30 protein-coding genes are annotated in these 24095 nt (G+C 53.5%); 2 read left to right on the forward strand and 28 right to left on the reverse strand.

Going from position 1 to position 24095, the window contains the following annotated elements; all coding sequences use genetic code 11:
• The 3 genes from Q7K71_00605 to Q7K71_00615 all read right to left on the reverse strand — a co-directional run.
• Positions 1-1017: polyribonucleotide nucleotidyltransferase (locus Q7K71_00605; GenBank protein ID MDO8674603.1), on the reverse strand; the 1017-nt coding region annotated here is incomplete at its 3' end.
• A gap of 26 nt (positions 1018-1043) precedes the next feature.
• Positions 1044-1313: a 30S ribosomal protein S15 gene (gene rpsO / locus Q7K71_00610; GenBank protein MDO8674604.1), complete on the reverse strand. Its 270-nt coding sequence runs from the start codon at positions 1311-1313 to the stop codon at positions 1044-1046.
• A gap of 63 nt (positions 1314-1376) precedes the next feature.
• Positions 1377-1796, reverse strand: a complete 420-nt coding sequence (locus Q7K71_00615) for a hypothetical protein (GenBank protein ID MDO8674605.1) — start codon at positions 1794-1796, stop codon at positions 1377-1379.
• A 23-nt stretch (positions 1797-1819) separates the two neighbouring features.
• On the opposite strand from Q7K71_00615, the gene Q7K71_00620 reads away from it, so the two are divergent.
• Positions 1820-2047 (forward strand): hypothetical protein, encoded by a 228-nt coding sequence (locus Q7K71_00620; GenBank protein ID MDO8674606.1) that lies wholly within the window; start codon positions 1820-1822, stop codon positions 2045-2047.
• A 2-nt stretch (positions 2048-2049) separates the two neighbouring features.
• Here Q7K71_00620 and Q7K71_00625 read toward each other — a convergent pair whose 3' ends face one another.
• From Q7K71_00625 to Q7K71_00695, 15 genes are all read right to left on the reverse strand, one after another.
• Positions 2050-2232 (reverse strand): hypothetical protein, encoded by a 183-nt coding sequence (locus Q7K71_00625; protein ID MDO8674607.1) that lies wholly within the window; start codon positions 2230-2232, stop codon positions 2050-2052.
• Positions 2233-2253: 21 nt separating this feature from the next.
• Positions 2254-2682 (reverse strand): hypothetical protein, encoded by a 429-nt coding sequence (locus Q7K71_00630; GenBank protein ID MDO8674608.1) that lies wholly within the window; start codon positions 2680-2682, stop codon positions 2254-2256.
• Positions 2682-2999 (reverse strand): hypothetical protein, encoded by a 318-nt coding sequence (locus tag Q7K71_00635; protein ID MDO8674609.1) that lies wholly within the window; start codon positions 2997-2999, stop codon positions 2682-2684. The genes Q7K71_00630 and Q7K71_00635 overlap by 1 nt, the downstream gene beginning before the upstream one ends.
• A complete protein-coding gene (locus Q7K71_00640) occupies positions 2999-4087 on the reverse strand; it encodes an AAA family ATPase (GenBank protein MDO8674610.1) in 1089 nt (362 codons plus the stop codon). The genes Q7K71_00635 and Q7K71_00640 overlap by 1 nt, the downstream gene beginning before the upstream one ends.
• 19 nt (positions 4088-4106) lie before the next feature.
• Entirely contained in the window at positions 4107-4679 is a 573-nt protein-coding gene (locus tag Q7K71_00645; protein ID MDO8674611.1) for a hypothetical protein, read from the reverse strand.
• Positions 4680-4846: 167 nt separating this feature from the next.
• Positions 4847-5446: a transposase gene (locus Q7K71_00650; protein ID MDO8674612.1), complete on the reverse strand. Its 600-nt coding sequence runs from the start codon at positions 5444-5446 to the stop codon at positions 4847-4849.
• A gap of 274 nt (positions 5447-5720) precedes the next feature.
• Positions 5721-7217 (reverse strand): alginate export family protein, encoded by a 1497-nt coding sequence (locus Q7K71_00655; protein MDO8674613.1) that lies wholly within the window; start codon positions 7215-7217, stop codon positions 5721-5723.
• Between the two features lie 321 nt (positions 7218-7538).
• Positions 7539-8879: an NADH-ubiquinone oxidoreductase-F iron-sulfur binding region domain-containing protein gene (locus tag Q7K71_00660; GenBank protein MDO8674614.1), complete on the reverse strand. Its 1341-nt coding sequence runs from the start codon at positions 8877-8879 to the stop codon at positions 7539-7541.
• 6 nt (positions 8880-8885) lie between these two features.
• Positions 8886-9566, reverse strand: a complete 681-nt coding sequence (gene phoU / locus Q7K71_00665) for a phosphate signaling complex protein PhoU (GenBank protein ID MDO8674615.1) — start codon at positions 9564-9566, stop codon at positions 8886-8888.
• Between the two features lie 30 nt (positions 9567-9596).
• Positions 9597-10352: a phosphate ABC transporter ATP-binding protein PstB gene (gene pstB, locus Q7K71_00670; protein MDO8674616.1), complete on the reverse strand. Its 756-nt coding sequence runs from the start codon at positions 10350-10352 to the stop codon at positions 9597-9599.
• Positions 10352-11113 carry a phosphate ABC transporter ATP-binding protein gene (locus tag Q7K71_00675; protein ID MDO8674617.1) on the reverse strand — a complete coding sequence of 254 codons (762 nt, stop codon included), beginning with the start codon at positions 11111-11113 and terminating at the stop codon, positions 10352-10354. Before Q7K71_00675 ends, pstB begins: the two co-directional genes overlap by 1 nt.
• Positions 11107-11958 (reverse strand): phosphate ABC transporter permease PstA, encoded by an 852-nt coding sequence (pstA, locus tag Q7K71_00680; protein MDO8674618.1) that lies wholly within the window; start codon positions 11956-11958, stop codon positions 11107-11109. Before pstA ends, Q7K71_00675 begins: the two co-directional genes overlap by 7 nt.
• Entirely contained in the window at positions 11955-12842 is an 888-nt protein-coding gene (gene pstC, locus Q7K71_00685) for a phosphate ABC transporter permease subunit PstC (GenBank protein MDO8674619.1), read from the reverse strand. Before pstC ends, pstA begins: the two co-directional genes overlap by 4 nt.
• A gap of 2 nt (positions 12843-12844) precedes the next feature.
• Positions 12845-13696, reverse strand: coding sequence for a phosphate ABC transporter substrate-binding protein (locus Q7K71_00690; protein MDO8674620.1), 852 nt, complete (start codon positions 13694-13696; stop codon positions 12845-12847).
• Positions 13697-13732: 36 nt separating this feature from the next.
• A complete protein-coding gene (locus Q7K71_00695) occupies positions 13733-14881 on the reverse strand; it encodes a porin (GenBank protein MDO8674621.1) in 1149 nt (382 codons plus the stop codon).
• 127 nt (positions 14882-15008) lie between these two features.
• Between Q7K71_00695 and Q7K71_00700 the strand changes: the two genes are divergently transcribed.
• Entirely contained in the window at positions 15009-15779 is a 771-nt protein-coding gene (locus tag Q7K71_00700; GenBank protein ID MDO8674622.1) for a ZIP family metal transporter, read from the forward strand.
• Here Q7K71_00700 and Q7K71_00705 read toward each other — a convergent pair whose 3' ends face one another.
• The 10 genes from Q7K71_00705 to Q7K71_00750 form a co-directional block, all read right to left on the reverse strand.
• Positions 15780-16301: a peptidylprolyl isomerase gene (locus tag Q7K71_00705; GenBank protein MDO8674623.1), complete on the reverse strand. Its 522-nt coding sequence runs from the start codon at positions 16299-16301 to the stop codon at positions 15780-15782. It lies immediately after the preceding gene.
• Positions 16302-16342: 41 nt separating this feature from the next.
• Positions 16343-16996: a hypothetical protein gene (locus Q7K71_00710; GenBank protein MDO8674624.1), complete on the reverse strand. Its 654-nt coding sequence runs from the start codon at positions 16994-16996 to the stop codon at positions 16343-16345.
• Between the two features lie 87 nt (positions 16997-17083).
• Complete coding sequence (locus tag Q7K71_00715) at positions 17084-17749, reverse strand: glycosyltransferase family 2 protein (protein ID MDO8674625.1); 666 nt, start codon at positions 17747-17749, stop codon at positions 17084-17086.
• The gene (locus Q7K71_00720) at positions 17746-18606 is read right to left on the reverse strand and encodes a lysophospholipid acyltransferase family protein (GenBank protein ID MDO8674626.1); all 861 of its coding nucleotides are present in this window, start codon (positions 18604-18606) and stop codon (positions 17746-17748) included. Before Q7K71_00720 ends, Q7K71_00715 begins: the two co-directional genes overlap by 4 nt.
• Before the next feature lies 1 nt (position 18607).
• Positions 18608-19729 carry a glycosyltransferase gene (locus tag Q7K71_00725; protein MDO8674627.1) on the reverse strand — a complete coding sequence of 374 codons (1122 nt, stop codon included), beginning with the start codon at positions 19727-19729 and terminating at the stop codon, positions 18608-18610.
• Complete coding sequence (locus tag Q7K71_00730; protein MDO8674628.1) at positions 19729-19959, reverse strand: lipoyl domain-containing protein; 231 nt, start codon at positions 19957-19959, stop codon at positions 19729-19731. The genes Q7K71_00725 and Q7K71_00730 overlap by 1 nt, the downstream gene beginning before the upstream one ends.
• A 51-nt stretch (positions 19960-20010) precedes the next feature.
• Positions 20011-20649: a lipoyl(octanoyl) transferase LipB gene (lipB, locus tag Q7K71_00735; protein ID MDO8674629.1), complete on the reverse strand. Its 639-nt coding sequence runs from the start codon at positions 20647-20649 to the stop codon at positions 20011-20013.
• An 83-nt stretch (positions 20650-20732) separates the two neighbouring features.
• Entirely contained in the window at positions 20733-21812 is a 1080-nt protein-coding gene (locus tag Q7K71_00740; protein ID MDO8674630.1) for an isocitrate/isopropylmalate dehydrogenase family protein, read from the reverse strand.
• A 42-nt stretch (positions 21813-21854) separates the two neighbouring features.
• On the reverse strand, positions 21855-22922 hold the full coding sequence (locus Q7K71_00745) for a PilT/PilU family type 4a pilus ATPase (protein MDO8674631.1): 1068 nt from the start codon (positions 22920-22922) through the stop codon (positions 21855-21857).
• The gene (locus Q7K71_00750; GenBank protein MDO8674632.1) at positions 22897-24093 is read right to left on the reverse strand and encodes a pyridoxal phosphate-dependent aminotransferase; all 1197 of its coding nucleotides are present in this window, start codon (positions 24091-24093) and stop codon (positions 22897-22899) included. The genes Q7K71_00745 and Q7K71_00750 overlap by 26 nt, the downstream gene beginning before the upstream one ends.
• Between the last annotated feature and the right edge of the window lie 2 nt (positions 24094-24095).

The raw sequence follows: 24095 nt of genomic DNA on the forward strand, positions 1-24095 counted from the left end.
AACGCCGGCTTCGCAGGAAATGTCGCGGATGTCCTTGGGTCCACTGCCGTCGGCGCGCAAATTCTTGTTATAGACATTGCCGCGGATCACTTCATACTGCAATTGTTCGAACACCCCGGCCACATCAGAAGCGCCGATCTCCCGGCCTTCCTGGGCGCAATCGGCATAGACCGTCAGATCAGCGGCCAATTGCTCGGCCAGCGCGCCAACAGCGTCTTCACGTTCATCCTTATCGGCCGTGCCCTTATAAATTTCTTCCAGACGCCCCATGGCCAGAGAACGGACCTTGGCAACAAAGGAAGCGCCGGGTGTTTTTAATTTTACTTCGACCTTGGGTTTACCGACCTTCTTTTGCAATTCCAGCTGAATATCCTTGGTGGACTTTAAGGCGGCCAAGGCGAATTTGAGGCCTTCCAGGACCTTGGCTTCGGGCACCTGGTCTGCTTCGCCTTCGATCATCACGATGCCGTCACCCCAGCCGGCAACGACTAAGTCCATGGAGCCGGACTGACGCTGCTCATAGGTTGGATTGGCGACCAGTTGACCGTCGATGAGGCCGACGCGCGCCGCGCCGATGGGACCGTCAAAGGGAATGTCGGAAATGGTCAAAGCGGCGGAAGCGCCGATCATGGCCAGAACATCCGCGTCATTTTCCCCGTCATGGCTCAACACCGTGGCCACCACCTGCACCTCGTTGCGGCAGCCCTCCGGGAACAGGGGCCGGATGGGCCGGTCGATAACACGGGAAGTCAGGACCTCTTTTTCCGTGGGACGGCCTTCGCGTTTAAAAAAACCGCCGGGAATTCTCCCCGCGGAATAGGTTTTTTCCTGATACTCCACCGTCAGGGGGAAAAAATCAAAACCCTCCCTGGGTTTCTTGGCCATACAGGCCGTGACCAAAACAATTGTTCCGCCGACGGTGACAGTGACAGCACCATTGGCTTGTTTGGCCAGTTTACCTGATTCAATAATTAATGTTTGGCCGCCAAAGGCGACCTGAACTTTCGCCGTAGACATAACAATCCTTTGCGTTATAGGGCCGGCTACTTGCGTAGATCCAGCTTATTAATGGTTTCTTCGTATTTTTTGGGATCTGTCTTCTGGAGATATTCCAAAAGACGGCGGCGCTTTCCGATCAGCATCAAAAGCCCGCGGCGGGAATGGAAATCCTTTTTGTGGGTCTTAAAATGCTCATTGAGCAGGTTGATCTGTTCGGTCATGACAGCGACCTGCACCGGGGCCGAGCCCGTATCTTTCGCGTGGGTCTTGAACCGGTTGATGACTTCGGTCTTTTTTTCTTTAACAATAGCCAACTGAACCTTCCTCCTTTTAACTTTTTTTAGAATGGGGAATTATACAATCAAGACGGGGTATAGTCAAGGGCTCTCTTGGGTCTCCCCTTGGGTAGAGCCCGTATACGCCGCGACCCTTAGTTTTTGGGGCCCGGCGATCAACAAAACCGGCTGGGGACGGTCCGCCACCAGGGCCCGCAGGCGCTCTTCCAGTTGGGCGGTGCTGATGGTGAATTTGGGAACAGGGTTTTCCCAATTCTGGTCAAAATCCGCCATCACCCGGCCGATGGCATACTCCAAGGAAATATCGTCCAGCGCGCGACGTGTTTGGGGGGTCAGCCCCGCCAACGGCGGGGTTTCACGCAAGGACACAATGACGCGGGCCTTATAGGCCTCGATGGACCCATACCGCGCCCCATCGGCATAGATCTCAATGGGTTTGTCCGCCCAAAGAAGGCCCGGAGCGCTTAAATAGAAAAATAAAAATACAACAAGACAACGCATAAAAGGGGTTTTATACTTAGGTTATGTACATCACAAATTTGATCCTGATCGGTCTGGGCATTTTTGCGGCGGCATGGCTTTTTTTCGGCTTCATTTCCGGGGTCGGCAAAACATTCAAGGCCCCGCCAAAAATCTCAAATGCCGCGCAGTTAAGGTCCCAACGGGAAGAAGCCATCCAGGAAACCCGGCGCAAGCAGCGCCAAGCCATGGACGACCTAAAACAGAAGATCGCCGACGGTACGCGCAACTAATACTAAGGGGGTCCGGAGAATTTGATGGAATCCTTGCCCTGGTCAATGGCGGGGACAACGGAATCAAGGTTCTGTTTGACCGCCCGGTGAAAGCGACCGTTGGGGGCGAACACAACGACAAAAACAAGCACCACGGCCGTGACCACAAGGATATATTCGACGACGTTCTGTCCGCGGTTGTTCATGGTGTAAATATACCATAGATTTCATTTGTACACAATATCCCCGACGGCCACGGGCCTCTCCACCTTCAGGCCGATCAACTGCCCCTTGCGGGCCACCTTCACATCCTTGTTCTCGATCTGCATGGACCAGACCTTCTGGACAAAGGACGTCTTGGGACCTTTGATGGTCAAACGGTCTCCGACGAGAATAGACCCCTGCGTGATCTTGACCACACAGACCTTGATGCGGTCAAAATAATGCGTGATCTTCCCTGCCTGGACCAAATTCGGGTCCACAACAGGGGCTTTTATCTTGGAAATTTTCGTGGGCTTAGCCGGCTTTTTAGGTTTAACCTTGGCCGGCTTGGGGGTTGGTTTTCTGGTCTTGGCAGGCGCCCGACGAAGTTGTTTTTTGGCTGTGGACTTTTTGAGCCAAAAAACCTCCTTCATCAGGTCTATGAATTTGTTCATCACAAAACGATTTTGTCGGCGATGGACGCCGCCACGGGAAGACGGACGGTTTGTCCGCGCAAAACAGCAATGATGCCCCAGAATGAAAAGGCCATCAAAAGGAAGATCAGCGGCGGATAGGCCCAGGGGAACATGATGCTCAAGACAAAGACGCCGACCTCGGCCACGAACAGGACCAGCCCCTGCTTGCCGTGAGCGAGGACGAACGGATTATTTTTCCTGAAGATGAGCGGTATGATGCACAGGATGGACAGATAGGCCAACAGCGCGTACATCTTGCCTTCCAGAATGTCCTCGCGGGTCGGTTGTCCTGTCATCAGCCCTTGACCTCAATGACGGAATTGATATCACCGAAAGAATTGCGCTCGGTTTGGGTATTCTGCGGGTCGCGGTGCCATTTCCCGTCCACGATGAACTGGTATCTGTAGACCCCGGGCGAAAGCGGCAGGGTCAGGGCCCAGGTGTCGTTCTTCTTGTTCATACAGCAGGACTCGTCCAGGGACCAGTCATTGAAACTGCCCGTCACATAGACGGAACGCGCGCCGGGCGCTTTCAGGGAAAAATGGGCGGCATTCAGGAATTCGGCGGACTTTTTTTCCACCAGCTCACGCATGCGCCCGGAAGGTTCATAGGCGGGACCTGCGGCCTGGCGTTCAATGGTCAGGATCTCACGCGCCAAACTCAAATAATCTTTGGCCCCACGGCAGTATTTGTCGTATTTAATAACGGCCTGGCCCATCACGGCGGCCTCTTTTAACTTGACGTTGACATGGACGATGGTGTCGTAAAGCTCTTTGCCGAACTTCTCTTTCATCTTGGCGAACATGGAAAAAGAATGACGCAAACGGGAATCGAACATGGTGATGAGGACCCGTGTCGTCACCGCATGGTTGAGCCGGTCACGGATCAGGTTGACGATGTCCATCAAATGGTCCACCCCCTGCATGGAAAAACGGCTGGTCTCAACCGGGATGATGATCTCATCGCTAGCACGGATGGCGTTGACCGTCAGGAACCCTAAACTCGGCGGACAATCGATCAAAATGCAGTCGTACTTGTCTTTGACCTCGGCGAGGACTTCAACGAGCTTCAATTCCCGGCCGATCTCGTCCGCCAATTCCTGTTCCAGCGTTCCCACCAGAACATTGGAAGGCGCGATATCAAAATTTTTGTCCACGTGTTTGATGATGTCCTTGATCTTCAATTTCTTGGGGGTGAGCTTGGAAATGACATTGTACAAAGAATTTGCGTCGTCGATGTTGAGTCCCAGCGTGGCGTGGGCCTGGGGGTCAAGGTCGATCAAAAGCGTCTTTTGGCCGTTGAAAGCCAGCGTCGAGGCCAGATTGATGGCCGTCGTTGTCTTGCCGCACCCGCCTTTTTGATTGGCTATTGAAATGATCTTCATAAACTGTTTGACCCCTGCGTTAGTTTGAGAAGCCTATATCGTCGATCAAGACCGTGCCTTTGCGGAACTCCGTGTTCCATGCCTCCAGGATAAAGGACACCTCCCTGACCGTGGTCCAGTCGGTGAGGTTCAGGCCTTTGAGCGGAACATGGACCTTCTGCCAGTCGGCGTTGACATTGTGCACAAAATAGGTGGCCCTTTCATTCCTGCGGTTGACCACCGCCAGTTTCACCACCCCCGGATACGCATTGTGCATCCCCCGGATGGAAAAATTCAAGAACGCGTATTTTGAAGCATTGACCGGGACATCGATCGCGAACGTCTTGGCCGCCGGGAACGGGTCGTTGAGATCATACACGATGCGCACGGGGTCGTTATTGAGCGCGTAAAAGACCTGGTGCTTCTCTCCCGCCTTGTCCGTCAAAAACGCGGTGAACCCGTACACCGTTGAGATCACAAGCACCGCCGTAATGGCGATGTTGATGACGAGCCCCGGCTGATTGACCGGTCTCTTCTTTCGGGCGGTGGAGGCGTTCTCGCGTTTGCCAAGGTAGACCTTGGCTAAATGCTCATATATTTCATCACGGGTCATGTTCTGCTACACCCTGTCATTTCTAAATATCTATTAAATAATGTGTTACGTAGAGACGCAACATGTTGCGTCTCTACAATTGATTATATTAACAAAGAAAAACGGGGGGACAAATGAAAAGTAAAATATTTTAAGGTAGCACCTGCCTTCTTGGAAAAAGGCAGCACCTACCTTCTTAATGAACCGGCACGGCGATTGAGCAAATCCAAATCCTTATAATGGTCACCAAAAACCAGGGAACGATAAACTGATTGCCGCATAACCGGATCGGAGTCCAATCTACAATACAAATCGTGCGCATCCAATCGCACGATCCCCCGTCGACCGCAACCTAACGTCGAATATCCTGCCCAGACATAATCCTTGGGGTCATTCACCAGCCCTGCCTTTACAGGATTTAAATCAATATACCTGGTGCACGCAAAAAAATACCATTCATCCAGGATCATAAAACTCTTGAACCTGCCTTGAAAAACATGCCCGACATAGTTGTATTTATAATTAAAATATTTGGCATAGCCCTTACCGATATGCTCCATTGCTTTGGAAACATCCCCATTCTCTTCTACACCAACGAGCAAATGAACATGATTATTCATAAGCACATAATTATAGACCAGAACAGAAAATGTCTTTCGCGCCTCTTCCAACAAATACAAATATTGCTGAAAATCCTTTGGTTCACGAAAAATGATCTGTTTATTATTTCCCCTGGTAACAAGATGGTAGACATAACCGGGCTTCCAAAAACGGTTAGGACTTGGCATGGAAAACTCCTGTTAATTATTTAGGGGAATTGAAAAACAAGAACTACATTCGGGGATAAATTAAACTACCACAAAAAGAAGGTGGCGTCAAGAAGGTAGCACCTGCCTTCTTTTGAGAAGGCAGGTGCTACCTTTCTCTTCCCTCAAAAGAAAACCCCCGTCGGGGAATCCCCGACGGGGGTTTGTAATGCCATGAACTGATCCCTCGCTCGTTGGCTCGGGATTAATTCGCACAGTGACTTATGTCACTCTCGTTCCATAAGTCACGTGCTCATTAAAAGTTCACGTTCACATGAGCCAATGCCTGACTGGCAACACTGTCATTAGCACTATTGAACGTTTTGCCAGGAACGAACCAGCCCAAGCTTAACCCGAACGTAACATCTTCGGTATAAGCATAGTTGACGTTGACATCGTATTCATTACCGAGGTCTTTTTTACCGGTGGTGGCAAAGGTCGGCGTGGCCGTGCCATCCGCTTGAAGGGTCGGCATGCTGTTGCCAATGAGGTTACCAGTACCGACTTTTTTATTCAACCACAAACCGCTCCATGTGGCAGTCGCGGTCACATCCTGTATGGGAGTAGCTTGAACGCCCAGAGCAAAGATGTTGAGGTTGGTCAGGTTAAACAGCGTGTTGTAGATAGTCCCGCTGCCCTGGGCTTCGTTGAACGGATCCCAAGCAGTATAGACGCTCCTAGAACCAGTATTGCTACTGGCAGGGGTCTGACGCTGGTCATCGCCGTTCTTATCCCCGGAAACAAAGGTATAAGAAGCATTGACCACGGGTTTGTATTGCTCCAACACCGGTAAGGTGTAGCTGGCCGTTAATTGCGCGGCCATGGCTTCACGGGGGAGATTATCGCCGCCGACTGTAGCAGAACCAGGGGCCAGCGATTTCGTGCCTCTTTGCCAGGCAATTTCTGCTTGAGTATTCAACCCTTTGATGGGGTTGGTGCTGACACGCAAACCAGGCACATACAAGGTATCACCCTTGTCCGTGACCACGGTGGTATTGTAATGCCCGCCGACTCTGGCGAAGAAGTAACCTTCCACCACGCTGTTCATGGCATCGCCCAACTGATAATTGGCGTTTAACCCATAAACATCGGACTGCCTTTTGTTGGCATTATTAGCACCGGTCAAACCAGCATCAGTACCGGTATTGTTCTTGAAGTACAACAAGTCGATGGTCAAGGGCTTATAATCCAAGATCGCCTTAACACCATCATAGGTGCTTCTAAGGGTCATATCATTGGCGATAGCAGCCAAGTTGCCAGTGGCGACATTGTTAACGCCATCCGTGCCGATGATAAGGTTATTCCCGTAACCGAAGTACTGACGACCAACGCTCACGGTGAGCGGAGAATACAAAAACTCGCGCATCGTGGCATAGGCCAAATACAGCTGGACGTTGGTGTCATTGGCATTGTTATTGGTAGTAGTAGTAGTTATACCACCAGTAGAAGTAGAAGTAATGGTGCTGTGCTCTGCACCCCAACCGCGTTCATTGATCAAACCAACGGTGGTGCTGACATTGTCGCTCAAATCAGCATCAATGCGCACTGTGGTTTGGGTGATGAAAGCGTTCTGGTTTCTCAAACCATTTTCACCGCCACCCTGAGTTAGAACCTTTGAACCAAGGTTAAAGTGCTGACGACTGATATACGTGGAGTCAATGGCACCACTGACTTTCACGTTTTGAACAGCGGCGAACGCCGGAGTGGCCATAAGAGCCGCTAAGGCAACCGCTAATAGAACTTTATGTCTCATTTGTTCCTCCCAAGAAGTTGCACGAGTCATCCCCGAATGCTTTAATCGGGGATCCATTTCTGGATTCCCGCTTTCGCGGGAATGACATTTCGTATATATATTCTAGGATCTATAGGCCTAGGAAAATAACAACATAGACCCCTAACGGAGATTCCTGCCCTTGCTATTAATCCCTCCTTTCGTGGGCATCATTGAAATCACCAGGGTGGAAAGTGACTAAATTCTGTCATACGCGTATGACGATGTCAAGAAAATTTAATAAAATTTTCCGCCAAAGGCGGATCAGCCTCCGGCTGATAATAAAGCGCTTTCCCGGGCTTTTTATAGAGGAAACTTGACAGGATCATCATAGGTGAAGGCGCGGGTGTCCTCGTCGTATTCGTGGAGCTTGGGAAGGATGAGATCGCGCTCGTGGGGGTCCCTGTTCCCCTCAATATGCGCTTTGAACTCGGAAGGAAAAGCGTTGATAATGCTGGGGATAAGCAGGGATTCCTGTGTGGGTAGAAAACAGCGATTCTGATTGGTACAGCGGCCGCTGATCTCAAAGATGGCCTCAAGATCGTCCTTGGAGCCGTGCCCGAATTCAACCTTTTTTAGGTATTCGGTGATCTGGGCCGTGCCCTGGTTGCAGGGCACGCATTGGCCGCAGGAGCTTTTGGCCAGGAAATTGGAAAATTTAAGCGCTGCCTGCACCATACATGCGCTTTGGTCATAGACAATGAATCCGGCCGAGCCCAAACCGCCCCCTGCCTTCTTCAAAGACCCGAAATCCAGGGGTGTCCCGAACCTTTCAGGGGTCACCACTCCGCTCGCCACACCGGAAAACGCGGCTTTTAGGGAAAATCGCCCGCTTGGGCCGCCTGCGATATCATATAGAAGCTGTTTGAGGGTCACTGTTCCGGCCGGGACCTCATAAATGCCCGGACGCTTGATATCTCCGCAAACCGTACATATGACTGTTCCGGGGGTATCCTGGGACCCGACTGATTTAAAGTCGTCCGCCCCTTTCTTAAATATATATACTGCCTGGCAGAAACTCTCCACATTATTGACACAGGTCGGATTGAGGGAATCAGGCTGGAAATTGATCCCCTGAATGTAGGGCGGGATATTGCGCGGCATGGGGTAGCGGCCGTCAATGGACTCCAGCAGTCCTTTTTCCTCGCCAAAAAGGTATTCATCCGGGCCCAGATGGATCTTGATCAGGCCCTTGGGGAGCATCCCTGCCTCTTCCATCTCCAAACGCGCGGCAAAAAGCCGGTGGACCTGGGGCTTATACTTTTTCTTGATGCCGATATAGGCTTCTTTGGCGCCGATGGCGTAAATGGCAATGGCGATCCCTTCAAAGAGATGATAGGGGTTTTTGAGGATTAAATAACGGTCTTTGTAGGTGCCGGGCTCGCCTTCGGAGAAGTTGCAGACGACATATTTTGTGGGACACGGCTCGTTGCGCACCCCGGCCCATTTGATGGCGGTGGGAAACCCGGCGCCGCCGCGGCCGCGCAGATTTGCCTTCTTGATCTCCCCGATGACGTCAAGGGGCGACATGGAAAGGGCGCGCGCATAGGCCTTGCCTCCGCCTTGAGCGATATAATCACTAAGAGAATTGAGGGCTTTCAGGTCTTGCGGAAGGATCCGGCGGCATTCTAAGGGATGCATCATATAAAATTAGGCAGGCCCGGGCGTCGGGTCATCGGTCAAATGATGCTTGATCACCTTTCCCTCAACGATATAGATGACGTCTTCGGCGATATTGGTGGCATGATCGGCAATGCGTTCAAGGTTACGGGTCACCAGGATCATGTCCACCGCGCGGGTGACCTTCTTGGGGTCCTGCGTTATATGCGCGAGCATGTCCTGGAAGATCTGATGATTGAGCGCGTCCACTTCGTCGTCGCGCAGGCACACATTTTTAGCCAGCGGCACATCATTGGTCACGAACGCGTTGATGCTGTCCTTGAGCATCTGCTGGGCCAGCGCGGCCATGTGCGGGACATCCGTGAGGGTCTTTCCCGACGGGATATTCAACAGGTTCAGGGCTTCCTGCGCGATATTGACCGACAGGTCCCCCATGCGTTCAAGGTCATTGTTGATCTTCATGCTATAGGCGATGAAACGCAGGTCCCCTGCCTGCGGCTGGTGCAGGGCCAACAGGCGCAGGCACAAATCGTCGATCTTGACTTCCAACATGTCAATGGCATGGTCGCAGGAGACGACTTTTTTCGCCAGCACTTCATCGCGGCTGACCAGCGCTTTGACCGCGCCGCTGATGGCCTCTTCCACCAAACTGCTCATGTGCAGGAGGTTTTCTTTTAAATTCCGCAATTCTTCGTCAAAATGACGTTCCATAAATGTCCTCGCTTTTTATTATACAACTGATTAACCAAAACGCCCAGTAATATACGCCTCGGTGCGCGGATCTTTAGGGTTGGTAAAGACCTGACCCGTCGGCCCCATTTCAACCAATTCTCCCAGCAGCATATATCCGGTAAAATCCGACACGCGCGCGGCCTGCTGCATGTTGTGCGTGACAATTAAGATCGTATAATCGTTTTTCAGTGTCCGCATCAGGTCCTCAATGTGCGCGGTGGACATGGGGTCCAGCGCCGAGCACGGCTCATCCATCAGCAAAATATCGGGCTTGACCGGCAGGAGCCGCGCGATGCACAGACGCTGCTGCTGTTCCAGGGACAAACTCAATGCCGAGGCATTGAGCCGGTCTTTGAGCACCTCCCAGAGATCCACGGCCCGCAGCGATGCTTCCAGAATTGATCCATATTCGGACGCGGGCGCGGTCTTGTGGATCTTGACGCTGAATAAAATATTTTCAGCCACTGACAGCGCGAACGGGTTGGGGCGCTGAAACACCATGCCGACTTTTTTACGCAGATAGACCAGGTCCGTCTGCGGATCATAAATGTCCGTGCCGCCGATGAGGACCCTGCCCGTCACCCGCACGCCTTCAATGAGGTCGTTCATCCGGTTAAGCGCGCGCAGCAGCGTTGACTTGCCGCATCCGGAGGGCCCGATGAGCGAAGTGATCCGGCGCTCGTCCACCGTCATGCTGATATCGATCAGTCCCTGGAACGCGCCGTAAAAAAGATTCAATTTGTGGGTTTCAATGATCGCAGGCATCAACCGAATCTCCCGGAAATATAACCCTCCGTCCGCTTGTCCGCCGGAGAAGTGAATATCTTCTTGGTCTGGTCCAGCTCAACCAATTCCCCCATCAGGAAGAATGCCGTGCGATCGCCCACGCGCGCGGCCTGTTTGGTGTTATTGGTCACCAGGATCTGGGTGTATTTGTCCTTAAAATGGACCATGGCTTCCTCGATCTTGGCCGTGGAAATAGGGTCCAGCCCCGAACACGGCTCATCATACAGGATAATGTCCGGCTCAACAGCCAGGGTGCGGGCCAGGCACAGGCGCTGCTGCTGGCCTCCGGAAAGGTTCATGGCCTGCGCGTCCAAACGGTCCTTGACCTCGTCCCACAAATACGCGGCCTTCAAGCTGTTCTCAATGGTCCGGCTGATGGACTTTTTGTCCTTGATGCCGTGGCGGCGCAGGCCATAGGCCACATTCTCAAAAATGGTGATGGGCAGGACCGTCGGCAGGGCGAACACCATGCCCACTTTCTTGCGCAGCATCTCAACATCAATGGGCCCGTCAATATCAACGCCGTTGATGGTCACCAGTCCCCGGCGCGAAAAACGCGGATGCGTACCGTCGTTGGAACGGTTCAGGCAGCGCAAAAAGGTGCTTTTGCCGCTGTTGGATGGACCAATGATACTTAAGATCTCGTTGGCCTGAACGCCGAGGGTAATGTTCTTCAATGCCTGGACAGCACCGAAGAATACGTTCAGATCGTCCACCTGTATTTTCAAAGGGTTCACCATTTTTTCTTCTTTCTAAAATGCGCGCGCAAAACGATCGCGACCCCATTCATCGTCAGGACGATCATTAAAAGCACCAGCGCCGTGCCGTAACGGACCTCCAATTTGATATTGGGCACCTGCGTTGAAATGACGTACAAATGATACGGCAAAGCCATGACCTGGTCGAAGACCGAATGAGGCAGTTTGGGCAGGTAAAAAGCGGCGACGGTAAAAAGGATGGGTGCTGTTTCGCCCGCGGCGCGGGAAACCGCCAGGATCATCCCGGTCAAAATGCCCGGCATCGCGTGCGGCAGGACCGCGTGGCGTATGGTGTCCCATTTGGAGGCGCCCAGCGACAAGCTCACCTGACGGAACGATTGCGGCACGCTGTCCAGCGCTTCGCGGGTGGTCGTGATGATGATCGGCACCACCATGATGGCCAGGGTCAGGGAGCCGGCTAAAATGGAAGCGCCGAATTTGAGGAACATGACAAAGATCCCCAGCCCGAAAAGGCCGTACACCACCGACGGAACTCCGGCCAGGTTGATGATGGCCAGCTTGACTAAGCGGGTCAGCCAATTGTCCTTGGCGTATTCGGTCAGGTAAATGGCTGACATCACCCCCAGCGGCAAGGCGAACAGCAGTGTTCCCAAAACCAGATACAGGGTCCCGACGATCGCCGGAAAAATGCCGCCTTCGCGCATGCCTTTTCGCGGCATCTGGGTCAAGAACTCCCACGAAATGGCGTTCCAGCCGTGCTGAATGATAAAAAATAAAATAAGAATGACCGGCAAAACGACGATGACGGTCGCCGCGAACAGGACGGCAAAGGCGATCTTCTCTTTGATATAAGGGTTCCTGATCATTTGGCTTTATGGTGCACCGCGAGGTCCGCGATCAGATTGATAAAAAATGTGATGATAAAAAGCACGATGCCGATGGCAAAAAGCGCGAAATAGTGGTCACTGCCGCGCACGGTCTCGCCCATTTCCGCGGCAATGGTGGCCGTCAGGGTCCTGACCGGTTGAAAGATCGAATCCGGGATGCGCGCGGCATTACCGGTGATCATCATGACCGCCATGGTCTCGCCGATGACGCGCCCGATGCCCAGCATCACCGCCGCCACAATGCCGGACGAGGCCGCGGGCAAAACCACCCGCCATATGGCCTGCCAGCGGGTGGAGCCCAGGGCCAGGGCCGCCTCTTTATACCGCCGCGGCACCGCGTTGAGCGCATCCTCGGCGATGCTGACAATGGTCGGTGTCGCCATGAAGGCCAGCATGACGGCCCCGGAAAAGGCCGTGAGTCCCGTCGGTATATGGAACGTGCTTTTGACCCATGGCACCAGGGTCATCATGCCGATGAACCCCAGCACAACACTTGGAATGGCGGCCAGAAGTTCAATGCCTGATTTTAAGATCTCCTTGATCTTGCCGGAAGCGACCTCGGAGATATACACCGCGCTGGCGATCCCGATGGGAACAGCGATCAGCGTGGCGCCCAGGGTCACCAGCAAAGAACCCGCCATCAGCGGCAAAATGCCGAATTTGGCGGGCGTTGAGATGGGATACCAGCTGGACCCTAAAAGAAAATCCCCAAAACCGATGGTCCTGAAGATCGCAAAACCCTCTTTCGCCAGGAAAATAAAAATGAGGGCCACCAGGACAATGGAGGTGATGCCGCTTAAGTAAATGCATTTCTCAATAGCGGCTTCTTTCAGGCGTTTGGCGCTCCAGCGGCGTTTGAGCATATTTATTTGACCGGCACGAAATCGGTGTCCTTGACGATCTGCTGACCCTCGGGACTGAAAACAAAATCAATGATGTCTTTGAGGGCCCCTTGCGGCTGACCATTGGTATAAAAGATGAGCGGCCGTGAAATATAATATTGACCGGAAACAACATTGTCCAGCGTCGGCGTGTAATAAGGACCGGCATTGTCTTTGGCCACCGCAACGGCCTTCTGGGTCTGATTGACATACCCCATCCCGTAATAACCGATGGCGCCGGTATTTTGTGAGATCTCGTCGGCAATGGCCTGGGACGAAGACATCAACAGCGCTTCAGGGGCGAATTCAACCGTGCTTTTGGCATCTCCTTTGCGCAGGACATGTTCTTTGAAATAAACATGCGTCCCGGAATTGACCTCACGCGATAACAGGACAATGGACAGGTCACGGCCGCCGACCTCTTTCCAATTCTTGATCTTGCCGGCAAAAATATCCGCCAGCTGGTCAATGGTCAATTGGCTGACCGGATTGGCGGGGTTGACAACCACGGCCAAACCGTCCAGCCCGACGATAAACTCGGTGGGCGTGATGCCTTTGGCCTTGGCCTGGTTGATCTCTTCTTTCTTAATGGAGCGTGAGGACTCCGCGATATCGCAGGTGCCGCTCAAAAGCGCCGCGATCCCCGTGCCTGACCCGCCGCCGGTCACCGCCACGAACGCGTCAGGATGTTTGCCCATGTACGCCTCGGCCCACGCCTGGCCGAGATTGACCATGGTGTCCGAACCCTTGATCTGTATGGAATTCCCCGTGGCCAGGCCTGATGAAGCGCCTAAAACGCTCAAGATCACAACAATGAACCATTGAAATTTCCGCATGTCATCTCCCGTGAATTGTTAATAACACTGTTCCGGTTAAAACGCATATTGCGCGGCCGTAATGATCTGATTGTCATCAGCACCGCCATGGACCGTTTTATGCACATAATTCAATTGCAATTTCGTTGTTGGTTTGATCAAAAAATAATTCAAACCAACCGTGGTATCAAATTCCTGGTTCCCCGAGGCCCTTTCGTTCGCATTAAACCCCTCATATCTGGTCACCCATTGCCATTGAGGAGTGATGAAATATCCTAACTGGGTATACCAGCCATTGGATGGCACTGCGCCATCTTGCGCTCTCATCAATTCACTTTTGAGCGAGAATTTGTCATATTCAAATCTCGCCTCTGCCCCGATACGCTTTTTAACAGGAGAGGTAACGTGGGAAGGCCGTTGATAAAATGAAGACCCCACCTGCAGGCCTTTCCAAAAAGAATGGTCGGCAAACGGTTTTAAAACAAACCGTCCGGCAATGTCTTTGTGGTCATTGGTATCGCTTTTGTTCGGGCCTTCCCCGTTAAAAACCCCAAGTTGGTAATCGGCATATTTCCAGGTCCCCAGGGCCATGGCGCCGATATCACGTTTGTCTCCGTAAGTCCGTCCAATAAAAGAACGTTCCGCGGTATCGATCTTGGGTGATGGCCGAAAACCTTCTTCAGTCACGGGTATTTTATATTGGCCAAGCTGAATGGTGTGATGGGGAATTCCATCGTAACCGACATAAGCATCCTTTAAAATACTGCGGGTCGTGTTATCTTCTTGAACAAGACTGGGGTCTGTCACAAGTTTCCATTTCAGGTGATCGGCCAGATTCCCTCCAAAGCCCAACTCCATGCGGCGATGACGGAAATTATCATGGGCATGATCGTCGATCACATACCATTCCTGAACAACCAAACTTAAGTCAACATTTCCTTTACCAACACGTAGAAAGGATGGTTGTTCTTTGACCTCGGTGAACTGCTGTATTGAAGGCGGCGCCTCCGCCGGCTTGCTGCTCAATTTTTCAATGATCTCATTTTGTTTCTGGACCACCTGCTGCATATCCCGCAACTGTTTTTGAAGCTCACGGACTTGTTGGGAAAGTTCTTCATTTGACAGAACCGGATCAGTCGATTGAGCCCACACCAATGGCCCCGTCCCCAAGGTGACCGCCAACAAAAAAATTATTTTGATCTTCATGGCTCCCTCTCATGTTTTTGTTGATGTTTGAAACAAGTATAAACGGGCAATATAAAGGAATGATTAAGACGGGATAAAGTATTGATTAAGGCGTTCAATGTGGTAAATTAGGAACATGTCCGCGGAAATGAGTTTGATCTACTGGTCAACATTGACCGGCACCATCAGCTGTCTGGCCACGGGCCTGGGCGCCATCCCGGTGCATTTCGTCAAGAGGCATTCCAACGTCATGCGCGCGTTCTCCTCCGCGTTCGCCGCCGGAATGATGATCTCCGCCTCCGTGTTCTCGCTGGCGCAGGAAGGCATTGCTCTTAAAATAAAATTTCCTTCCGCCCCCTATGGGGTCATCCTGGGCCTGATGCTGGGGGCGCTTTTTTTCTGGCAAACGGAAAAACTCGTTGAGCGCCTGCACCTGGAACAGCACAACCTGGCCAGGGGCTTTTCCAAAAAAGGCATCCTGCTTTTTATCGCCCTGTTCGTCCATTCGATCCCGGAAGGCATTGCCATCGGCGTGGGGTTTGCCACGGGCAATTTCCATTTCGGCCTCATCATGGCCATTGCCATCGGCGTGCACAATATCCCCGAAGGCATCGCGATCTCTTTGCCGCTCAAAAAAGACGGGACATCAACGCTACGCTGCGCCTGGGCATCCATTTTGACCAGCGTGCCGCAACCGCTGTTGGCCGCGCCATCGGCGCTCCTGGCATGGCTGTTCGAACCGCTCTTGCCGATAGGGCTGGGTTTTGCCGGCGGGGCCATGATCTATCTGGTTGTCGCGGAAATGCTACCGGAGGCCTTTGAGGAAGGTGGGAAGGTCTTGACCTCCTGGGGCGTGATGACGGGGCTGTGCACCATGCTGCTGTTGACCAATCTCATCAACCTGATCCCTACCCCATAACTACTTCTTGGCAGGCGCCTCGGCTGGAACGTCCTCGATCTTCAGGACCTTGATCTGAAATTTTAAAAGTTTGCCGGCCAGTAGATTATTGAAATCCAACACCACGCTATCCGCCTTGACCTCGCGGATGACCGCTGGAAAATTTTCACCGTCGGGCGCCTGGGCCTGAAGGACCATGCCGACCTTGGGCTCTATGTTCTTGGGCAGAGTGGTCTTGGGAAATTCTTTGAACGCCTTCGGATCTATTTCGCCGTAACCGTCCTTGGGCTGAACATCAACCACCTTCTGTTCCCCGACATGCATGCCGTTGAGGGCCGCCTCCAAACCGGGAACGATGGTATCTACCCCGTAGACAAAAACAAGGGGCTCCTTGCCTTTGGAGGTCTCGATCTCCTTGTTGTCAACTGAAAGCGCGTAATCAAGGGTGACTTTTTTCCCGGGAGCCACAACCGGATCATCTGCTAAAGCCCAGCCACCGACAATACCGGCCGCTAACAGGACCCCTGCTATCCATAAACGCATAACTTCTTCTCCTTTCGGGCGGGCACGGGGGCCCGCCCCTACTACTCATCATCATTAAGCTGATACTGGATCTCGATATTGAACGTGTATTCGGGCAGGGTCATCCCTTTGAGGAACTGCGGGAATTGCGCCTGCTTCAAGCTTTTCATGGAAATGTCCTGCAAATTCCCGGTGGCGCGGCTTTTGGCTTCAATGATCTGCGCGGCCTTCAGAGTGCCGTCCGAAGCAAGTACAAAGGTCAGGTACACCGTCCCGCTCTCCATCTTGCTGAAATTCGCGTACACTTTTTCCTCGATGCGTCTGCGAACTAGTTCATTATACGACGCGTACGCGGGGTTGTTGATCTTTTCCGACTTTATGTGCGTCATGGACACGTGATACGAGGCCTGCATGGACCGGATGATCCGGGGCCTGCGCTCATCCACCGTAAAATTCTTCGGCAGACCCTGGTCCGGTTTGGCGAGCTTCACCGGGACCGTGCCCTGGACGGGAATGACTTGGGAGGGCTTGATGGGCCTTTGCTTAAGGTCCGGGACTAAGGGACGCGGCGCGGGCCGGTAAACGATCTCAACCCCTTTGGGCCTGACCCCGTCTTTATGAGGGTCAGGGTGTTTCAAAAAATATCCTCCGCAAACCAGCAGTGTATGCGCGGTCAGTGAAATAAAAAACGCCCTGGGCAGAAAATTCTCGATCATATAAATTTGTCATTCCCGAATGCTTCTGTCGGGAATCCAGACATGTATGGCTGGACCCCCGATAAAAACATTCGGGGGTGACAGCGTTTATTTGCCACACGCGACCCCGATGATATACCGGATGAACCGCAGGGTGTCGCGCAAAGGCCTTATCTTGCTCTTCTCGTCACGGTAAATGCTTTGGATATCAATGGAAGTGACCTTAAACCCCTGGCGGGCCGCCTTGACCAGCAGCTCCGTCTCGATCTCAAAATCCGAACATTCCAGCGTGACGCTTTTGAGGACTTCGGCGGAAACCAAACGAAACCCGCACTGGGTGTCCTTGATCTGCTGACGGCAGATCAAGGAAATGACCCATGACATCAACGCGTTGGTCGCCCGGCGCACGAACGGCATGCCTCCGGGATCGCGCATGCGGTTGCCGTTGACAACAGGCGCGCCGGTCTGTTGGAAACAGGCAACGAACAAATGAATGTCCGACGGCGCATGCTGGCCGTCCCCATCCATGGCGACCACGGCCGCGTAACCTTTTTTAAGGGCATGGTCAAAGCCAAGGCGCAGGGCATTGCCTTTGCCGCTTTTTTGGCCTGTCCTTAACACAACAGCCCCGGCAGACCCGGCCAGAACGCCGGTGGCGTCTGAAGAACCATCATCCACGACGATCACATCATACCCAAGGCCCCGGACAGACGATACCAGGGGCCCGATGACCCTGGCCTCATTGTGCGCGGGGATGATCACGGCGATATTCATAAATACCAGAACTCCCTGAACATGAGCCACTGGAGCGGATGTTCGCGGATCTCCCACTCCAGGACGCTCAGATAGCGGCTGATCGTTTGGGCCACCAGATCATCGGTGATGTCCCCGGGCGGCATAGCCGGCGGCTCAATGGGTTCGTGAAAAATGAAACGGAAATCCCCATTGTCCTTGCGGACGAACATCGTCGGGATGATGGAGGCACCGGTCTTCAGCGAAAAAAGCGCCGTGCCTTTGGGGACCATGGCCTTGCGCCCCAAAAAATCCATGACCATGCCTTTGGCGCCGAAATCACGTTCCCCCAAAATGGCCAGCACCCGGTTGGCCTTCAAATGTTCCAGACAGCGGCGCACCGCGGTTGTCGCCGGGATGACGGTCGTGCCGAAAAATTCCCGCTGGCGGTCAAAGAACGCGTTGACCCTGTGGTCTTTATGGATCAGGGCTATGACGGCCAGCGGATATCCCAAACTGGCCACGACAGCGCTCGCCATTTCCCAATTGCCCACGTGGGCGCTGACGAGGATGACCCCTTTTCCTTTTTTAAGGGCATGGTCAATGTGTTCAATGTTGACGCATTCCACATGCTCTTGCACATACCGGGGGCTGACTTTTTTGGTCATGGTAAAAAAATCCGCCAAATACCGCCCAAAATTGCGGAACACTTCCCGCACCATTTTAGACGAAACGTCCTTGCCCAGAACGACCTTGAGGTTCGCCCGCACCGCTTCGCGGTCCGTTTTGGAAAATAAAAAATGAATATCAGAAATGAGAACGGCAAAGGCGTAGGCGACCCTCACCGGCAGGATGCTCACCAGCCATTGCCCCAAACGATAAATATAATAATTTCCCATTTTATATATCCAGAACAAAACGGGCGATGTGTTCGGCCGCCATCGGCCTGCCCTTGGCCAGCGCGGCCTCGCGCATGGCCTTGATCTTCGCGGGGTCGTTCAAAAGCGCGTCAATGGCCGGGCCGATCCTGTTTTTGTCGTCGACGCGCACCGCGATGCCGTTGGACACCAGGAACCGGGAGTTGCGTTCTTCCTGCCCCGGGATGGGGTCCACGATGACCATGGGCAGTCCCTTGGCCAGGCATTCGCTGGTGGTCATGCCGCCGGGCTTGCTGATGATCAGGGTGGAAACCTCCATTAACTCGTCGACATTATCGGCATAATCGTAAAAAATGACCGTCTTGGATGTCTTGCGCTGGATCTTCTTGAGCCAGCGGGTGAGTTTGACGTTGGTCCCCGCGATCACAATGATCTGCAAAGGCCGCTCTAAAAAAAGCATGGATTTGACCGCGTCTTTCATGGGGCCCAGACCCTGCCCCCCGCCCATGACCAGCACCGTCGGGACACGGGCATCAAGGCCCAGCCGGCGGCCGAGGGCCGCTTTGTCCAGTTTTTCGGCGAATTTCATGCGGATGGGAATGCCGAACACTTTTATTTTCTTAGGCGGTATGCCTTCCTTCACGTAACGCTCTTTCGCCTCCTCGGAAGGAACGATGTAGGAATCGACCCCTTCATGAAGCCAATACAAATGCGGGGCAAAATCCGTCAGAACGCCAATGACCTTGAAAGCAAGGTCATGGGTCACTTTGTAATCCGCCACCATGCCGCAGGGGAAGGCCTGCGTGCAGATGACCACATCGGGCTTGAATTCGTCAATGAGGGGCTTGAGCTTCTTATGGGAGGACTTGTGTATTTTCTGTTTCCAATTTTCAGAGGCCTTGATGACCTTGGGATTGTCGTAGAGGTATTCCCAAATTTGCGGGACCCGCTTGATCACCCCCATGTAGGCGGTGTTGATGATCTTTTCCATGATCGGGTAAATATAACCGAACCCGTTGATGTTCATCACTTCACAATCGGGGTCAAGGGCTTTGAGGGACCTCTGGATGGCCGCGGCGCTCTGGCGATGCCCCGAGACCTGGGAAATGTACATCAACAAAACCCGTTTGGGTTTGCGTTCCATCACTCGATGGCCCCCAGAGCGGCCCCGACGCTGCCGTCCTTGCCTTCGGGCACAAAAACGGCCTTTAACCGGCCTTTGACCGGGGCTTGGACGTTGAACGAGGCCTTGTCCGTCACCACCTCCACCACGTCCTGGCCCGCCTCGACGCTCTGGCCCGGCTTCACGTGCCAGCAGGCCACCGTGGCCTTGGTGACGCCTTCGCCCAATTCTGGTAAAATGATTTCAACCATATTAATTATGGGGACACAATACTTAATTCCTGATTCTTATTATTGGTTGAATTAAGTATTGTGTCCCCCGAATTGACGGCAAAAATGCCGCGTGAATTTTTCCTTAACGTCACCCATGGCCACCGGGCCGCCTTTCAATTGGGCGATGGAAGTCATGCGCACGTCAAGCCCGCATGGCTTGATGAGGTCAAACAAAGACAGGTCGGTGTTGACGTTGATTCCCAAACCGTGATACGTCACCCATCTGCGCACCCCGACGCCGATGGAAATGATCTTATTCCTGTTAATGAAAACACCCCGCTGGCCGGGCATGCTCATTGCCAATATATCAAAATCCTTCAATAAATCAACCGCAACTTGTTCGATATGCTCAAGATAGACCTTAAGGTCACGCCCATAACGGTTCAAATCCGCCATGACGTACACGATCAATTGTCCCGGCGCGTGGAGCGTTACGTCTCCCCCGCGGTCCACGGGCACAATGCTGACCCCCCGGCTTAAAATATCCTCGCGGGTGTAAAGAAGACTGTCCGGCTTGAACATGCGGCCCAAGGTCAGCACCAGCGGATGTTCGCAGAAAACAAGACGCTGGGGGCCGCCGGCAATGACCTCCTGCACCACCGCGCGCTGGCGTTTGACCGCAGCCGCGTGATCGATGAGGCCCCAATCTTCAATGATAAAGTTATTCATAAACAAAAATTAAAAGGGGACACTTCCTGCCTGCCGGCAGGCAGGTATTGTGTCCCCTTTTCTTTTACCATATCCTGCTAAAATTACAATGCTTTACAGATCGCCTCGGCCATTTGCTGTGTGCCGACAGCGGTGGGGTCATTGCGGTCATCTTTAAGATCATAGGTGACGCTCTTGCCCTCTTTAAGGACCTTGCGGACCGCGTTCTCCAAACGAATGGCGGCATCCGCCTCCCCCAGATGTTTGAGCATCAGGACGCTTGAAAGGATACAGGCCGTGGGATTGACCTTGTTCTGGCCCGCGTACTTGGGGGCTGATCCGTGCACCGGCTCAAACAGGGCGATATTGTCCCCGTAATTGGCGCCCGGGGCAATGCCCAAACCGCCGGTCAGGCCCGCGCACAGGTCCGAAACGATGTCCCCGTACAAATTCGGCAAAACGAGCATGTCGTACAAATGCGGGTGCTGCACCAATTGCATGCACATATTGTCCACGATGCAGTCATTGAACTCGACGCGGCCCTTATATTCCTGCGCCACTTCCTGGGCGCACTTCAAAAAGATCCCGTCGGTGAATTTCATGATATTGGCCTTGTGCACGGCGGTGATCTTCTTGCGGCCGTTCTTGAGGGCGTACGCGAAGGCGGCGCGCACGATGCGCCTGGAGGCCGTCGCGGAGATGGGCTTGATGGAAATGGCGGAGTCCTCGCGGATCTTTTTGGCCGACATGCTGTTGATCTTTTCGCGCAACTGATCGCATTCCGGCGTTCCTTGTTCAAATTCAATGCCCGCGTAAAGGTCTTCGGTGTTTTCGCGAAAGATCACCAGGTCCACGTTCTTGACCGGCGTCTTGGTCCCTTCATAATAAACACAGGGGCGCACGCAGGCATAGAGGTCCAGGGCCTGGCGCAACTGCACGTTGACCGAGCGGAAACCCTTGCCGATGGGCGTTGAAATGGGCCCTTTGATGGCGGTTTTGTTGCGGCGGATGGACTCAATGACCTCGTCGGTCAGCGGCTTGCCGCTTTTGCGGATGGAAAATTCCCCCACCTGCTGGACTTCCCAGTCAATTTTGACGCCGGCGGCCTCAACACAGGCCTGCATCGCCCGGGTCACTTCCGGCCCTATCCCGTCGCCGGGTAAAATGGTGACTTTATGTCCCATGATTCCTTCATTATATCGTACAGACGCAGCATTGCTGCGTCTCTACTTCTTCAATAAACTTTTTAACTCGTCGAGATTATAGGCGTGCGCGACAGCGGTCTCGTAGGTGATCGTCCCTTTGTCACAGAGTTCCTTAAGGGATTTGTCCATCGTCTTCATGCCGTACTGGGCGCCTGTCTGTATGGCGGTGCGGATCTGCTCGACCGCCCCCTCACGGATCATATTGCGGATGCCGGGGGTGGCGATCATGATCTCCGGGGCCATGACGCGGCCACGGCCGGAGGCGTGCGGCACCAATTGCTGGGAAATGACCCCCTGCAAAGCCGAGGCCAATTGCAGGCGCACCTGCTGCTGCTGATACGGCGGGAACACGTCAATGATGCGCTCAATGGTCTGGGGCGCGTCAGGCGTGTGGATGGTCCCCAAAACAAGATGGCCTGTTTCCGCCGCGGTCAGGGCCGTGGAGATCGTTTCCAGGTCGCGCATTTCCCCAACGACGATGACGTCCGGGTCCTGGCGCAGGCAGCGGCGCAGGGCCTCGGCGAAAGAGTTGGTGTCGCGGTACACTTCCCTTTGCTTGACGATGGATCTCTTATTGACGTGGATGTATTCGATAGGGTCTTCAATGCTGATGATCACACAGGAACGTTCGGTATTGATCAAATTCACCATGGCCGCCAGCGTCGTGGTCTTGCCCGTGCCGGTGGGGCCGGTGATGAGGACCAGGCCGCTGTGTCCGCGCGCCAGGTCCGCCACGATGGACGGCAGATGCAATTCCTCAATAGTGGGGATGAACAATGACACGCGCCGGAATGCCGCTTCCACGGCCCCGCGCTGGATGTGCACGTTGACGCGAAAACGGTCCAGTCCGGTCATGGCCAGAGAAAAATCAAGTTCCTTGTTTTGTTCGAATTGTTCTTTTTGGCCCTGCGAAAGGACGCTGAAGATCATCTCCTGCATGTCCTGGCGGGCCAGCGGGGAGCGCTTGAGCATGACCAATTCACCGTCGATCCTTAAGACCGGCGGGGTCCCATCGGTCAAATGCAGATCAGAAGCATTTTCCTGGATGGCTAACAGCAGAAGGTCACGCAGTGTGGTGTTTTTTTCCATATCGGGACTCGCCGCTGGCTTTGATCCAACGGGCCATGCGGTCAACCCCTTCTTTGATCCTGGATTCGGACGTGGAAAAACTCAAACGGATATGCTCCGGGGCGCCGAAACTGTCCCCCGGGATGACGGCCACTTTAACATCGTCGAGCATTTTGGACGCGATGGCCGCGCCGCCGATCTTGGAACAATCACAAAAAACATAGAAGGTGCCTTGGGGACGGATATAACTGATCTCCGGGATCCCGTCCAGGCATTTGAGCATCAGATCACGACGGGTCTCAAAAACCTTGCGCATGGCCTCGATGCTTTCATCCGAGGCCTTCAGGGCCGCGACCGCGGCCGCCTGGCTCATGGACGCCGGGTTGGACGTGGAATGGTCCTGGAATTTCTTGACGTATTCCATGACTTCCATGGGTCCGGCCGCGTAACCGATGCGCCACCCGGTCATGGCATAGGCCTTGGAAACGCCATTGACGGTGATCGTGCGCTCAAAGATCTCTTTGTTCAAAGAAGCGATGGAAACAAATTCATTGCTATCATAAACCAGTTTCTCGTAGATTTCATCACTAATCACGTAAATTTTGTGCGCCACACAGATGGCGGCGATGGCTTCCAGTTCAGATCTGTCATACATGACCCCCGTCGGGTTGGACGGGGAATTCAAGATCAAAACCTTGGTCTTGGGGCTTAAATATTTGTTAAGAAGTGCTTGCGTGATCTTAAAGGCGCTGGACGCGTCCGTCGGGATGATGACCGACCTGCCCCCCGCGGCCTTGACCATCTCAGGGTAACTCACCCAATACGGTGCCTGAAACAATACCTCGTCGCCGTCGTCCACCAGCACCTGGATAAGATTAAATATGGAATGTTTGGCCCCGCAGGACACGACGATCTGTTCGGGCTTAAGGACAAGTTGGTTGTCTTTGAAGAATTTGGCGGCAATGGCTTCGCGCAATTCCTGCGTGCCGATGGAAGGGGTGTATTTGGTCTGGCCGGACTGGATGGCCTTGATGCCGGCCTGTTTGATGAGATCCGGGGTGTCAAAATCGGGCTCGCCGGCGGCAAAATTGACCACGTCGTGGTCCGCCGCCTGCAGTTCCTTGGCGCGGGCCGTGATGGCCAGCGTCGTGGAACCGACGATGTCTTTGATGCGGCGATTGACTTGGAGCATCT

Source organism: Candidatus Omnitrophota bacterium (assembly GCA_030650275.1).
In the GTDB taxonomy this organism is placed as follows: domain Bacteria; phylum Omnitrophota; class Gorgyraeia; order Zapsychrales; family Fredricksoniimonadaceae; genus JACPXN01.

Bases quoted from the DNA above. Each gene is read 5' to 3' on its own strand.
- Q7K71_00615 (MDO8674605.1), bottom strand. From the start codon at position 1,796: ATGCGTTGTCTTGTTGTATTTTTATTTTTCTATTTAAGCGCTCCGGGC.
- Q7K71_00620 (MDO8674606.1), top strand. From the start codon at position 1,820: ATGTACATCACAAATTTGATCCTGATCGGTCTGGGCATTTTTGCGGCG.
- Q7K71_00625 (MDO8674607.1), bottom strand. From the start codon at position 2,232: ATGAACAACCGCGGACAGAACGTCGTCGAATATATCCTTGTGGTCACG.
- Q7K71_00630 (MDO8674608.1), bottom strand. From the start codon at position 2,682: ATGAACAAATTCATAGACCTGATGAAGGAGGTTTTTTGGCTCAAAAAG.
- Q7K71_00635 (MDO8674609.1), bottom strand. From the start codon at position 2,999: ATGACAGGACAACCGACCCGCGAGGACATTCTGGAAGGCAAGATGTAC.
- Q7K71_00640 (MDO8674610.1), bottom strand. From the start codon at position 4,087: ATGAAGATCATTTCAATAGCCAATCAAAAAGGCGGGTGCGGCAAGACA.
- Q7K71_00645 (MDO8674611.1), bottom strand. From the start codon at position 4,679: ATGACCCGTGATGAAATATATGAGCATTTAGCCAAGGTCTACCTTGGC.
- Q7K71_00650 (MDO8674612.1), bottom strand. From the start codon at position 5,446: ATGCCAAGTCCTAACCGTTTTTGGAAGCCCGGTTATGTCTACCATCTT.
- Q7K71_00655 (MDO8674613.1), bottom strand. From the start codon at position 7,217: ATGAGACATAAAGTTCTATTAGCGGTTGCCTTAGCGGCTCTTATGGCC.
- Q7K71_00660 (MDO8674614.1), bottom strand. From the start codon at position 8,879: ATGATGCATCCCTTAGAATGCCGCCGGATCCTTCCGCAAGACCTGAAA.
- phoU (MDO8674615.1), bottom strand. From the start codon at position 9,566: ATGGAACGTCATTTTGACGAAGAATTGCGGAATTTAAAAGAAAACCTC.
- pstB (MDO8674616.1), bottom strand. From the start codon at position 10,352: ATGCCTGCGATCATTGAAACCCACAAATTGAATCTTTTTTACGGCGCG.
- Q7K71_00675 (MDO8674617.1), bottom strand. From the start codon at position 11,113: ATGGTGAACCCTTTGAAAATACAGGTGGACGATCTGAACGTATTCTTC.
- pstA (MDO8674618.1), bottom strand. From the start codon at position 11,958: ATGATCAGGAACCCTTATATCAAAGAGAAGATCGCCTTTGCCGTCCTG.
- pstC (MDO8674619.1), bottom strand. From the start codon at position 12,842: ATGCTCAAACGCCGCTGGAGCGCCAAACGCCTGAAAGAAGCCGCTATT.
- Q7K71_00690 (MDO8674620.1), bottom strand. From the start codon at position 13,696: ATGCGGAAATTTCAATGGTTCATTGTTGTGATCTTGAGCGTTTTAGGC.
- Q7K71_00695 (MDO8674621.1), bottom strand. From the start codon at position 14,881: ATGAAGATCAAAATAATTTTTTTGTTGGCGGTCACCTTGGGGACGGGG.
- Q7K71_00700 (MDO8674622.1), top strand. From the start codon at position 15,009: ATGAGTTTGATCTACTGGTCAACATTGACCGGCACCATCAGCTGTCTG.
- Q7K71_00705 (MDO8674623.1), bottom strand. From the start codon at position 16,301: ATGCGTTTATGGATAGCAGGGGTCCTGTTAGCGGCCGGTATTGTCGGT.
- Q7K71_00710 (MDO8674624.1), bottom strand. From the start codon at position 16,996: ATGATCGAGAATTTTCTGCCCAGGGCGTTTTTTATTTCACTGACCGCG.
- Q7K71_00715 (MDO8674625.1), bottom strand. From the start codon at position 17,749: ATGAATATCGCCGTGATCATCCCCGCGCACAATGAGGCCAGGGTCATC.
- Q7K71_00720 (MDO8674626.1), bottom strand. From the start codon at position 18,606: ATGGGAAATTATTATATTTATCGTTTGGGGCAATGGCTGGTGAGCATC.
- Q7K71_00725 (MDO8674627.1), bottom strand. From the start codon at position 19,729: ATGGAACGCAAACCCAAACGGGTTTTGTTGATGTACATTTCCCAGGTC.
- Q7K71_00730 (MDO8674628.1), bottom strand. From the start codon at position 19,959: ATGGTTGAAATCATTTTACCAGAATTGGGCGAAGGCGTCACCAAGGCC.
- lipB (MDO8674629.1), bottom strand. From the start codon at position 20,649: ATGAATAACTTTATCATTGAAGATTGGGGCCTCATCGATCACGCGGCT.
- Q7K71_00740 (MDO8674630.1), bottom strand. From the start codon at position 21,812: ATGGGACATAAAGTCACCATTTTACCCGGCGACGGGATAGGGCCGGAA.
- Q7K71_00745 (MDO8674631.1), bottom strand. From the start codon at position 22,922: ATGGAAAAAAACACCACACTGCGTGACCTTCTGCTGTTAGCCATCCAG.
- Q7K71_00750 (MDO8674632.1), bottom strand. From the start codon at position 24,093: ATGCTCCAAGTCAATCGCCGCATCAAAGACATCGTCGGTTCCACGACG.